Source organism: Neoakkermansia glycaniphila, assembly GCF_900097105.1.
Classification (GTDB): domain Bacteria; phylum Verrucomicrobiota; class Verrucomicrobiia; order Verrucomicrobiales; family Akkermansiaceae; genus Akkermansia; species Akkermansia glycaniphila.
Genome location: NZ_LT629973.1, coordinates 2,539,160 through 2,551,973, shown reverse-complemented (window position 1 = coordinate 2,551,973; position 12,814 = coordinate 2,539,160). Strand labels below are relative to the sequence as shown.

The 12,814-nt window shown below is 59.1% G+C and carries 8 protein-coding genes; 2 read left to right on the top strand and 6 right to left on the bottom strand.

Annotated features, from left to right (window positions below; all coding sequences use genetic code 11):
- Positions 1-402: 402 nt before the first annotated feature.
- The 4 genes from PYTT_RS13860 to PYTT_RS10675 form a co-directional block, all read right to left on the bottom strand.
- Complete coding sequence (locus PYTT_RS13860; RefSeq protein ID WP_071133466.1) at positions 403-5,898, bottom strand: RHS repeat domain-containing protein; 5,496 nt, start codon at positions 5,896-5,898, stop codon at positions 403-405.
- A gap of 245 nt (positions 5,899-6,143) precedes the next feature.
- Positions 6,144-6,557 (bottom strand): hypothetical protein, encoded by a 414-nt coding sequence (locus tag PYTT_RS10685; RefSeq protein ID WP_067775107.1) that lies wholly within the window; start codon positions 6,555-6,557, stop codon positions 6,144-6,146.
- 109 nt (positions 6,558-6,666) lie between these two features.
- Positions 6,667-7,617, bottom strand: coding sequence for a M28 family metallopeptidase (locus tag PYTT_RS10680; protein ID WP_172801819.1), 951 nt, complete (start codon positions 7,615-7,617; stop codon positions 6,667-6,669).
- A gap of 12 nt (positions 7,618-7,629) precedes the next feature.
- A complete protein-coding gene (locus PYTT_RS10675) occupies positions 7,630-8,466 on the bottom strand; it encodes a ParB/RepB/Spo0J family partition protein (protein ID WP_218107258.1) in 837 nt (278 codons plus the stop codon).
- A gap of 153 nt (positions 8,467-8,619) precedes the next feature.
- Here PYTT_RS10675 and coaD point away from each other — a divergent pair, with 153 nt between their 5' ends.
- A complete protein-coding gene (gene coaD / locus PYTT_RS10670; protein WP_067775114.1) occupies positions 8,620-9,129 on the top strand; it encodes a pantetheine-phosphate adenylyltransferase in 510 nt (169 codons plus the stop codon).
- 48 nt (positions 9,130-9,177) lie between these two features.
- On the opposite strand, the gene rimO is transcribed toward coaD, so the two are convergent.
- Both rimO and PYTT_RS10660 read right to left on the bottom strand, forming a co-directional pair.
- On the bottom strand, positions 9,178-10,563 hold the full coding sequence (rimO, locus tag PYTT_RS10665; protein ID WP_067775116.1) for a 30S ribosomal protein S12 methylthiotransferase RimO: 1,386 nt from the start codon (positions 10,561-10,563) through the stop codon (positions 9,178-9,180).
- A 46-nt stretch (positions 10,564-10,609) separates the two neighbouring features.
- Positions 10,610-12,043 (bottom strand): NfeD family protein, encoded by a 1,434-nt coding sequence (locus tag PYTT_RS10660; RefSeq protein WP_067775119.1) that lies wholly within the window; start codon positions 12,041-12,043, stop codon positions 10,610-10,612.
- 122 nt (positions 12,044-12,165) lie between these two features.
- Between PYTT_RS10660 and PYTT_RS10655 the strand changes: the two genes are divergently transcribed.
- Positions 12,166-12,741 carry a sugar O-acetyltransferase gene (locus PYTT_RS10655; protein WP_067775124.1) on the top strand — a complete coding sequence of 192 codons (576 nt, stop codon included), beginning with the start codon at positions 12,166-12,168 and terminating at the stop codon, positions 12,739-12,741.
- Positions 12,742-12,814 lie beyond the last annotated feature (73 nt).

Sequence of the window (12,814 nt, the reverse complement as noted above, 5' to 3'; positions counted from 1 at the left end):
TCAATATCATTTGGTGAAATTGTATTACTTCTCTTCTTACAGCAACACAACATCGTTTTATTAACAAATAAAGAATCTAAATCATTTTGTGTGAATTTGATAATTTTTTGTTTCTCGGAACTATATCCAAGAAGATGCATACCATTATCTCATAATAATTTTATAAAAATACACTAACATCAAATGAACAAATATCATACAAATTATCATTAAAAAAATCATTATCCAAGACGGATCTCGAAAACAATCTCCAAACAAACTTACAAAGATAGCAGATTCTGCATCTTCATAATTTTGTTTAAAGAAAACTTTTAAAACAATAAATTTAAATATAAGAAAATCTATAGGTAATAAAAATAATGTAAGGATTATTAAGTATATTTTCATATCGAAATTAATTTGTTATCTTCTCACGACATCACCGCTTTGAAGAGTCCCGTCCTCTATCAGATGTATTATTGAGGAACAAGAAGGTGCAGGTATATTTGTTTTATTTGAAACAGTTGTTATCAATATTTCTACTCCATGATCTTTTTTACACCATGGCACACATGGTATGCTATAGCAATTGTCAGTACCACGATGATAACACCGATAATAGCATTTACGTCTTGTAGTAATATGTTCTGGACCCACCCATGTCCTCCGAATAAATTTCCCTTGTTGAGTAACTATCCCTTTCGTTAAGACGCAAGCAGGATATCCTTTCAACCCTTTCAAATCGACATTCCTCAAAATATTTCCAACAAACCCGTACAAATTCCTCCCTCCTTCTTCAGCGATGGGGTCGCGGTTGATCCATCTGCCGTCGGCGGGGTTGTAATGGCGGTAGTTGTAGTAGACGAGGGCGAGTTCGGGGTCGTAGTGTTCGCTGCTCCACTGGATGGGCTGGTCGATGCCGCTGGCGGTGACGGTGCCGTATGGGGTGTAGTCGTAGGCCGTGGCGATGGTTCCGTCAGCCTTGTAGAGTTCGGTGACGTTTTTCGTGAGGTCGTGGCCGTAGGTGTACCATGTGCCGTTTTTGCGGAGGGAGAGGGGACGCGTCGCTACGGGCTGGGTCGGGTCCCAGTGGAGGAGCCAGAGGGCCGGGGCGTTGCTGCGCGTGAGGTCGAGGGCCGCGATTTGCAGGTAGCCACGGTAGAGGTAGTGCTGGTGCAGGATTACGGTTCCGTTGACGGAGACTTTTTTCATGTAGCGCCGTCCCATGTAGTCGTAGCCGTTTTCGACGATGGTGTTGCCGTCCTGGCTGGTGAAGCGGGTGGGACGGTTGTTGGCGTTGTAGTCGACGGTCCATTTCCCCGTTTGTGTCTGGAGGGTGGTTTGGTTGCCGTCAGCGTCGTAGGCGGGAATAAAGGGTTCCGCCGCATTCTGCCCGATGGCGGTGTATTGGTTGAGCTGGTTGGCGGCATAGGAGGTGACAGATTGCGCCGCTTCCTGCGCCGTTTCCCGGTTTCCTATGTTGTCGTAGGCGTAAGCGTAGGGCGCGGTTCCGAGGGTTGCACCAGTCAATTCGCTTCTGTCGTTGTAGGCGAAGGCGTCCTGCCGGGTGGTTCCCTGCCGTGCGCGGGTGCGGGTGGCGGGGCGGCCGAGGGCATCGTAGGTGTAGCCTCGCAGGACGACTCCGGTGGCGCCTCGCGTGGTGTCGATGGCTGTGGGGAGGTCGCGCTGCGGTTCGTAGCTGCGGGTGGTGAGGAGGCCGTTGGGGTGCGCGAGGGTGTGGAGGAGGTGGCTGCCGGGGAGGTAGGCGTATGCGAATGTTTTTTCTTCCGTTCCCTGGAGGAAGGAGGCCTGGTTCAGGCGGCCGTCCGTGCCGTAGCGCCAGGCGACGGTGTCGAGGGTGCTGCCGGGTTTGGTGAGGGTGTAGCCGGCGGGGCGGCCGTAGGCGTCGTATGTTTCGGTGACGGTGTGTTTGATGCCGGCGACGGTGACGCTGTCGGTGTCTTTTTCGTTGTAGTTGTTGTAGACGATGTCGCGCGTGCCCTGGGCGTCCGCGATGCGGTAGAGGTTGCCGATGTGGTTCCAGGTGTTTTGCTGCGCCGGGGTGGCGTCGCTGTGTTCGATGCGGGTGCAGAGGCCTTTGGCGGTGTCCCACGTGTACGTTGAAACGATTCCTCTCGCATCCGTCTTTTGGGAGAGCATGTTGAGGGCATTGTATTCGGTGTCTTCGTGCGAAGCATCCGCATAAGTTTTGCGGGTGAGGAGGCCGGTGGCGTCATGGTATTGCCATGTGGTGGTGTCGCCGTCGGTGCGTTCGGTGGGGTCGGTTTCGATGTTTTCTTCGTCGGCACGCCATGTGGTGAGGGCGGTGAGGCGGTCGGCTTCATCGTAGGCGTAGCGCGCGGGCTGGATGCCGGTGCCCCATTCGGCGGTTTTGCGTCCCCGGATGTCGTAGGCATACCGGGCGGTGTGGCCGAGTGCATCGGTGATGCAGGCGGGGTTGTCGCAGCAGGGGCAGTATGCGGTGGCGGTGGTGTGGCCCGCAGCATCGGTGGCGCTGACGGGGCGGCCGGCGATGTCGGTGAGGGTGACGGAGGCGTTGCCGCGGCCGTCCGTTTGAGTGAGGCGGAGGCCGGTGGCGGTCCAGTCGCGCCGGGCAGTGGTGGTGATGCCGGCGTGGTCGGTTTGCGAGACGGTGTAGCCGTCGATGACGGTGGCGGCGGCTTCGATGACGGAGGTGGGGAGGGTTTGCGTGACGATGCGTTCCGCGCCTTCTCCATAGGCGGTGCTGTCTACCGTGGTGTGGCCGCGCGGGCAGGTGTGTTCGCTGCGGGTTTCAAGCGTGGGGTGTTCGGAGATGAGTTGGGCGGCGGTTTCGGTGCAGGTGGTGCCTTTGCCGTTGTTTTTGGTGGCGACGGCGATGCGGTAGATGCCGTCGGCCCTCGTTTCGACGCGGTAGGCCCAGGTGGTGATGCGGGAGTTGGCGAGGGTGGGGGTGGCGGCGAGTTTCCACGTTTCTTTGGCGGGGTTGCCGAAGGCGTCGTGTTCGTAGAGGGTGGGAGCCATGGCGAGGGAGCCGGCTGCCGAGCCGGTGTCGCGCTGCCGCTGGGTGATTTGGCCTTTGTTGTTGTAGGTGGTGCGGTCGTAGAGGTAGCCCGTGGTGCTGGGTGTGGTGACGACGACGGTTTCTCCAAAGCCGTTTTCGAGGGTTTGGGAGAGGATGGTGCTGCGGTCCGCGAGTTTGACGGTGTGCCGGATGCGGGCGTTGCTGTAGTCGTGTTCGTGGAGGAGTTCGCGCTGGCCGGTGCCGTGCTGGCGGGCGAGGCTGCCGTCCGGGTTGCGTTCGGTGATGAGGGTGGCTCCGGAGGGGGTGGTGAGGGTTTCGGTGAGGCCGTCCGCACTGTAGGCGTAGGCGGTGGTGCGGCCGAGGGTGTCGGTTTGGGCGATGAGGCGGCCCTGCAGGTCGTACGCGGCGGTTTCGACGGTGGTCATGGCTCCGGTGTCGCGTCTCGTGCGGAGGATGCGGCCCTGGGCGTCTCGTTGGTAGGAGGTGACGGTTTCCGGGGTGGTTGCCGTGGCGCTGCGGACGGTTTCGATGAGCTGGCGGGAGCTGTCGTAGCCGTAGGTGGTGGTGGTGCCGTTTTCGTCGGTTTCCCGGAGGAGGTCTCCGGTGCAGATGTGGGCGCGGGTGGTGGTGCGGCCGTTGCTGCGGGTGCGTTTGGTCCAGCGGTTCCGGATGTCGTGTTCGTAGTCGGCGGCGGCGAGGAGTTGCCAGTGGCCCGCGCTGTCGAGGATGTGTTGTTCGGTGCGGAGGGCGTTGCCCTGCGCGTCGATCCACGCGGTGCTGCGGGTGCTGTGGCCGGGGACGGGCTGGCCGCCGATGCGGGTTTCTTCGGTGGCGGTGTAGAGGGCTCCGTGTGCCGAGGCGGGGGCGTAGTCGTGCCATGTCTGGATGCCGTCGGCGGTCTGGGTCATGCGGAGGCGGCCGCGGGCATGGATGTTTTCGGCGTTGCCCTGCCATGTTTCGGTGATTTCGAGGCGGGTGAGGCCGTTGGCCGTGCTGCGTTTTTCGACGCGTTTGACGGCGTTTGTTTCGCTGTAGGCGTATGTTTCGCGGAGGTGGAGGCGGGGGATGCCGCCCGCGTCGACGATGGTGGTGTCGATTTGCGCGGGTTCGTCGGTCCATGTGGCGCCGTCGCTGCGGTAGGAGGTGTTGATGATCCGGTTTTGGCCGCCTGCCCACGGGAGGGCGAGGACGGTGGCGCGGCCGTGTGCGTCGTGGATGGTGCGGGTTTCTCCCTGCTGCGGGCCGATGGAGCTGATGCGGCTGCCGGCGCCGTCGTAGGTGTAGGCGGTGGTGAGGGCCTGCGGGCTGCCGTAGCCTTCGGTGCGGCTGAGGAGGAGTTCGCCGACGGGGAGGGAGATGTAGTTTTCTGCGACGACGGAGGCGGCTGCCCCGCCTTTGCTGACGGTGGTGACGATGCGGTAGGTGCCGGCGAGGGGCGATGTTTCGCGGGTGCGGGTGGTGGAGACGGCGGTGTCTCCCGTGCCGCGGGTGATGTTCCACAGGCGGTCCGTTTCGGTCCATTCCGTGGTGTAGGGGGGCATGGAGGCCGGGAGGGTGTGGTCGGTTTCGGTGACGGTGAGGCTGGAGGCCGCCGGGTCGCCGCCGATGGCGTATGTTTGGAAGGGGGTGCCCGAGGTGGTGTAGAGGCCGCTGGCAGGGTTCTGCCCGGTGATTTGGTTCGGGAGGTAGAGGGCGACGATGTAGCCGTTTTCTGCGGCGACGATGTCCGCAAGGCCGTCCCAGTAGTTCCAGATTTGGCGGATGGTGCCGTTTTGTTCCCGGACGATGTCGAGGTATTGGGCGGCCTCTTCGGCGGTGAGGAGGCTGTTTTGCGATGAGATGCAGGCGGCGAAGGCGCCCGTTTCGAGGTGGTAGAAGGTGGCCGTGCCGTCCGTTTTCAGGATGCGGAGGTAGGCGGCTTCCGCCAGAGGGAGGGCGGCGGAGGGGGTGCGGACGAGTTCCGTGACGAAGTCCGCACGGTCGGTGCTGGAGGAGGTGGAGCCGACGCCGAAGGCGGTGCGGCCGTTGGCGTCGCAGATGTAGTTGGCGTAGGCGCCGCCCTGGCGGACGCGCAGGAGGCTGTTGGGGCGGATGCCGCCCGCAGGCAGGGAGACGAAGGAGGCGGCGGGGTGGCTGTATGCGAGGCCTGCCGGGGTGAGGAGGGAGGCCGAGTAGCGGTAGCCGATGAGTTCGATGCGGCCTTTCGGGATGCCGCCCATGCCGCGGAAGGTGCCGAAGGTGACGCTCCAGCGCATGTATTGCAGGCGGGCTTCGCGGATGATGCCGCTGCCTGCCGAGGAGGAGCCGAAGCTGCCGTGCGGTATGGATATGCGGGCGGCCGGGGCGGGTAGCTCTCCTCCGGAGTCGCCGTCGTTGCGGTCGCAGCCGCAGCCGCATTCGCAGTCTACCTTGACGTTTTCATCCGGTTCGATTTCGAAGCGGGGGCACGGGCCGACGCTGCCGGAGATGACGGAGATGTTGCCCGTGGGGTCCGGGTAGTAGTCGATGTTGTGGTGGACGACGGCGAGTTTGTGGACGCCGGGTTGGAGGCCTTCGATGCTGATCGAGAAGGAATGGGGCGCTCCCGAGGTGGAGGATACGCTGCTGTCGTCTACTGTCAGGCTGACGGAGTCGTCCACCTTGCCCGATGCCACGACGGTGTGCGTGCCCCCTTCGGGGAGTTCTGGCAGGATGAAGGTGCCTCGTACCGGCGTCATGACGTGCGAGGAGTTCGACGGTTTGCCATGCGAGTACGACAGGGCGATCATGTCGCCGCTTTCGCCTGATAAGGCGGACGCTTCACCGGCGGAAGGCCGGGTTGCGGAGCTGTTTTCGATAAGGCGGTATCCCGGAGTTCCGGGCACTATATAGCTGTTTTGATGAATGTAATTCATTGCAGGGGGTGTTGGGGGTGATGAAATCCTTACGGAAGCGACTGCCATGAGCCACAACCTTCAAGACCTTTTTCATTTAACATTTTCCCACGGCCCCGTCAATAACATTCTTTTGCCATTCCGTCGCAACTAACAAACACTATCTTCTTTTTTCAAATAGATTACGTGCAAACCAACAATAAAACATGTCTACAACAAAAATATGCCGAAGCCTGCATGCTACCACTTTTTTCCCGTTTTTCCGCTCATGGATCAATCCATGCTCCCTGAATCGGCATCGAGATAATGGGCATGTCCCTGCCCTTCGCATACAGGCTGATCCAATCACCGTTTTTCCGCGTGTGCAAGCCATTTTTCCAATCCACGCTGTCAGCATCGTCAGAAAATTGCGTATAAGTCCAGTCTCCGTATTGAAAGGTGACCGCCGTGTCGTGTCCAAGCATGAAGTCCCCTGCATCCAGTACCAAGCCTATTCCCGGTATGATGCTCCCATACCAGGGCGTTTCCATCTGCAAGGTGATTGAGATGCCATCCGCCTCATAACGGCGGTATGATTGCACATGAAGAATCAACGAAAGCACAAGCTGCAAGCCATAAAGGACGATGGCAGCTTTGACCATGTTTTTGGCGGTTTTCGTCCGTCGGTTGGCCGGTAGCATGCACCTACGCTACCAAGCCTCCGAAAAAAAGCAATCCGAGCGGCAGTCTCTCCGTTTTGTACGGATGCCTTTCCGCGTCATGCGCTTCCTTGTGCAGCAACCCCGGTTCTTACATCGAGTCGCCCGGCACGAGCTGTTTGAGCAGCTGCATGACGACTTTGCCCGTCGTTTCCAAAGAGTCGGGAGAAATGATGTCCATGTTGTCCCGTTCTGTGTGCCACCAGTCGCCGTCCATAAAATCGTCGATGAGGTTCAGGGCATACACACCATTGCTGAGGAAAGGCTTGTGGTCGTCCAGAATGGGCATTTCCGATACGCCCCACTGGGAGGAAGGCAAGTTGAGCGCCTGCACAGCCCTTTTGTATTCTTCGTAGATTCTTTGCGGCGTGTCCCACGGTATGCGGATTTTCATCCGGTCGCGGCCCACCATGTCCAGATTGACCATCCAGAGCGGCTGCTTGTCGCCACGGCGGCCTGCATCGTATTTCGAGCCGTAGAGGCCGTCCTCTTCATTCATGTGCGGCGCAAAGGATTCTTCGCCATCGAAGAAGACGAGTTCGACCTTGCGGGTGAGATCGGGATGAGCGGCCAGTACGCGGGAGAGTTCCAGCAGCACGGCTGCGCCGGATGCACCGTCATTCGCCCCCACGAAACCGGGTATGCCTTCCTTGGTGTCGATATGGCAGGAGACGATGCCGTTCACCATCTCGTCGAAGTCGTGGCCGTTGCCGAAACGGGCCAGCAGATTCTGCATGTGAACGGGTTCTCCCGTCATGGGGTTGGTTACGGTGAAATCCATCATCTTGCATTCCCAGCCGTTCTTCGTGAGCTGGCTGCGGATGTATTCCAATTGCGTCTTGTAAGCCTCGGATCCGGTCGGGCGGCTCCCCATTTTTACCAGTTCGTTGGTGTGCATCCAGGCATTCTGTCCGGAAAACGCCTCCGTTTCCACGAATCCCAGCTGTTCCAGCCCGGCATTCCCCGGCAAGGCATCTGCCTCGCGCTCATGGCAGGCAGCCAGACAGGAAACAAGCGCCAGCAAAGCAAGGGAACGGAACATGGCAATGGGCATTTAGAGTTCGGACGCATCCATGCCGAAGATTTCGAGCAAACGCACCAGTTCGGAACGGTTGGAATAGGAGATTTCAATCGTGCCGTGCGCACCCTTGGCAGAGATGGTCACGGGCGTGCCGAACTGCTTCGTCAGCCTGTGGCAGTATGGTTCAAGTACAGGAGACACCGTTTTCTTGGCAGGCGCTTCTTCCTTGGGATTCAGGATATTGTGAACGATTTTCTCCGTTTGGCGCACGGTCAGTGAACGGCGTTCGATATCCTGCGCCACGCGGGTTTGCACTTCCTGATCCTTCAGCGAAAGCAGTACCTTGGCATGCCCCATGCTGATGCCTCCGGAAACGAGCATTTCCTGGCAGGGTTCCGACAATTCGAGCAGGCGCATGATGTTGGCCACAGAGGCGCGGGATTTGCCGACGCGGCGGGAGATTTCCTCCTGCTTCATCTTGAATTCCTTGCGCAGGCGCACATAACCGAAAGCTTCTTCGATCGGGGTCAGGTTTTCGCGCTGGAGATTTTCGATCAGGGCCATTTCCAGCACGTCGCGGTCGGAAGCTTCACGCACGATGATCGGCACGTTTTCCTTGCCGAGTTTTCCGGCGGCTCTCCAGCGGCGCTCCCCGGCAATCAGCTCGTACTTGCCGTCCACCTCGCGCACGATCAGAGGCTGGATAATGCCATGCTCCCTGATGGATTCGACCAGCTCCGCGAGCTGCTCTTCGGTGAACTGGCGGCGCGGCTGCAAGGGGCTCGGCACGACTTCGCCCAACCCCACCTGAAGCACCTGATCCTGTGCATTTGCCGCCAGCATGTTCTGCTGGGATGCAACGGGAGTCACCAAGGTTGAAAATCCTCTGCCTAAAGCGCGCTTTGCCATAACGGCATGAGGTTACACAAATTCCGCGTTTCAATCAATGACTTTTTACATTTTTTTGTCGCGGTGCGGACTTTGGACTTGGAATCACTTTTGATTTGATGTAGTTCTGAACCCATGCAACGCACCGCGGTTTACGCAGGCAGCTTCGATCCCCTGACAAACGGGCACGTCTGGATGATCCGGCAAGGGGCCGCCCTCTTTGATCGGCTCATCGTCGCCGTGGGATTGAACCCCGAAAAACGGTCCACTTTCTCCGTGGACGAGCGCACGCGGATGCTCGAAGAATCCCTCAAGGGACTCGATAATGTGGAGATCAAGGAATTCAATAACCGCTTCCTCGTCGACTTCGCCAAGGAGAACGGCGCCATGGTCATGATCCGCGGCATCCGCTCCTCGCACGACTACGAGTACGAGCGTGTGATGCGCCACATCAATGCGGACATGGCTCCCCAGATCACAACCATTTTCCTGATGCCGCCCCGCTCGATTTCCGAGCTTTCCTCCTCCATGGTCAAGGGGCTCATCGGGCCCGAAGGCTGGGAAGAACAGGTGCGCCGCTATGTGCCGGGGTACGTGTTCGAACTGCTCAAGAGGAACGCAGCCTCACAGAAAGAGGACAACTGACCGCCATTCCGTCCTTCGGCCCCACCCGGCTCCGCCATCGTCGGCGGCTCACTCCTCGGCTTCCGGGATGACCGAGCCTTCGGCAAAGAGATCGTAAGCCACGGCATCCACAATCTTCACATCGGCAAACTCACCCACGGGCAAGGCGGGATCGACCATCACGCTGCCGTCGATATCGGGAGCATCCCATTCCGAGCGGGCAACGCCCGGAGCTTCCACCAGCACGCGCAGCGTTTTGCCGATCTGCGCCTGCCCGATTTCCGAGGCAATGCGCGTCATCAGCAGCGAAGCTTCATTCCAGCGGCGCGCCTTGGTGCGGTGGTGAACCTGCGGCTTCATGCGATAGGCCAGCGTCCCTTCTTCGCGGGAATAAGTGAAGATGCCTGCACGTTCGAACCGGAATTCTTCGATGAACTCCATCAGCTGCTGATGGTCTTCCTCCGTCTCGCCGGGGAAGCCTGTAATGAATGTCGTGCGCAGGGCGAGGCCGGGAATGCCTTCGCGCATGCGGCGGATCACGTCGCGCACGTACCGTCCGTCCGTCAGGCGGCGCATATCCGCCAGCATCCGGTCGGAAATGTGCTGCAGGGGAATGTCGATATAGCGGACGACTTTGCTGCTTTCCGCAATGGCTTGCGTCAATTCGTCGCTCCAATGGGCGGGATGCGTGTAGAGAATGCGAATCCAGAAATCGCCTTCGATCTTGTCCAGCTCGCGGATGAGCGAAGCGAGGGATTCCCCCTTGCTCGAATCGACCCCGCTGCGCTTCGTCGCCTTCTCGCCCTTCCAGCGGTCCATGCCGAAATAGGTCGTATCCTGCGCGATGAGGTTGATCTCCTTCACGCCGGATTCCACCAGCATCTTCACCTCGCGAACCACGCTCTCCTGCGAACGGCTGCGGTGCGGGCCGCGGATCAGCGGAATGGCGCAGTAGGAGCAGGCGTGGTTGCAGCCTTCGGCAATCTTCACATAGGCGGAATGGCGCGGCGTCAGGCGGTAGCGCGGCGTATCCCACTCGGGAACGTAGGTCGGCTTTCGCGTCACATAATTCTTTCCTTCGGCCGTACCGTGGATCACGCCTTCGATCACCTCGGCAATTTTCGTCACCTGATCCACGCCGATAAAGGCATCCACCTCGGGCAGAAGGTCCGGCAGCTCCTTCGAAAACCGCTGCGACATGCATCCGGCCACGATCAGCTTCTGGTTCTTCGGAGCCTCGCCGTTCTCACGGGCGCGCGCCGCACCGAGAATCGTATCGATGGATTCCTGCTTGGCCTTGTCAATGAAGGCACAGGTATTGATGACGACGACATCGGCCAGATCCTGCTCGGGAGTCATGACCATGCCGGCATTGCGAAGATGTCCGGCCATGATTTCCGAATCAATGAGATTTTTGGGGCAGCCGAGCGAAATGAGACCTACGGAGACGGGCATAAGATTGAATGAATGGGATGACTGATAATGATTGAATAAAGAAAAATTACTTCGATTCCCCGTCCAGCTCCACCGGAGCGACGAGCAGGCCGAATGCCGAATGGCCGACCACGCACACGGGAGTGCCGATCGGGATCACGCCGCCGATCGAGGAGACTTCGCACAGCTTGCCGTCGATCAACGCCTTGCCGGAAGGTTTCAGCTCCGTCGTCGTCACGCCGATCGTATCGACCGCGACTTCATCAAGAGTCACTGCGGATCCGGCAGGGCCTCCGCTCGCCGTCGCATTGCTCAAGCGGTTGAAAAGAGGAAGATCCGGCAGATAACGCATCAGCAGCAGAATCACCACGGCACCGCCTACGCAGCCGAGAGCAAGCTTGAAGGCAGGCCCGGCAGCCACGCCAGCATAATCGCTCCATCCGGCGGAAGGATTATCCAGAAGATGCTCCACATCGATCGTACTCAGCATGCCGCCAAACAGCGCGACCAACACGCAAACCACCCCGGCGATGCCGAAGACGATGAAACTTCCGCCCGTGGCGAACTCGACGATAATCAGGGCGATACCCAGCACGAACAACGCCACCATTTCATACCCGGCCAGATTGCCCGCCACATTGTTCCCGAAGAAGAACAGCGAAAAGGCCACAATCGCCGCAATGCCGCCGATCCCGAAACCCGGTGTCTTGAACTCGATAAAAATGCCCGCCATGCCGATCAGAATCAGCAGAGGAGAAATCATGGCCAGCCACATCGCAATCTGCTCGAAACCCGTCGGCTCCGCATTCACCACGGGATTGCTGTTATTCTCCTGCTTGAGCAGATCTTCCACGGACTTCGCAATCCCTGCGGCAAGAATCGGCTTGCCCTGCTCGTCCTTCGACACGGCCTCCTCGCCCGTCAGCGTCAGCAGCGCATCGGGTTCCACCGTCACCTCGCCGAACTTGCGCTCCTCCTTGGAAGGAATCATCATCGCACGGATCACGGCGGGGTTATGCCCCTTCTTCGTCACCACCGAACGCACAAACGAATCGAACGCACTCTCCACCTTGCGGCGCATCATCGGCTCGATCTCCTCGCCGTCGCCGGACACGATCCCGGCCGCCCCGATGGAGGAAACAGGCGCCATGTAAATCCTGTCGCAGGCGGAAGCCACCAGCGCGCCAGCCGAAATCGCATGCGTATTGACGAAAGCGTATGCCGGGATATGCAGCTGCTGCATCGTCTTCATCATCAGATCACTCGTCTCCCATGCAAGGCCGCCGGGCGTATTCAGCTCGAACACGACGGCCCGCGCACCCTCACTCTCCGCACGCTCCAGCGTACGCTTCATGAACTGAAAGCTCTGCGCATTCGCCAGGGAATTCTCCCCGACCTCAATCACCACCACCTTGCCCTCATAGGACTCCTCCTTGCGGCCCTCGCAGGCAACAAGAAACATGCACAGGAGGAGCAGTAAAAAACGGACGATGCGTTCCATGCCCGCATGCTAGCATCAAAAAGCCATCAAGGCAACCAAAGAAACATCCTGCATCCCGCCGCACCGCGTCAACAGACAGCCGGAAGCGTTGACAAGCCCCCATAACAAGCTACCATACCATCATGACACGAGAAGTGGACACCATGACAGCAGGCGGCATGTACACACCGCTTGATCCCGAACTGTGCGCCATGCGCTCCCGGTGCCGCACCCTGACGCGCCGCTACGCCCAAACCTCGGAAGACGACATGGGAGAACGCCGCCGCATCCTTGCGGAACTCCTCGGCACCGTCGGCGAAGGAGCCTACATCGAACCGGCCATCCGTTGCGACTACGGCTTCAACATCCACGTCGGCAACAGCTTCTACGCCAACTTCGACTGCGTCATCCTCGACATCTGCCCTGTCCGCATCGGAGACCGCGTCATGCTCGGACCGGGAGTCCACATCTACACAGCCTGCCATCCTCTCGACCCAGCGGAACGCTCGTCCGGCAGGGAATACGGCAAACCCGTCACCATCGGAAACGACGTCTGGCTGGGCGGCCGCTGCATCATCAACCCCGGCGTCACCATCGGAAACGGCGTAGTCGTCGCCTCCGGAGCCGTCGTCACTCGAGACGTGCCAGACCTCTGCGTCGTCGCCGGATCGCCTGCCCGCATCATCAAGCGCATCGAACCTTCCCATACACCCGCCTGACCATACTCAAAACGGAGCCTCTTTTTGTTTGCCCCTTCAACCGGCATCTGATATACTCAATCAAACGAAAAAA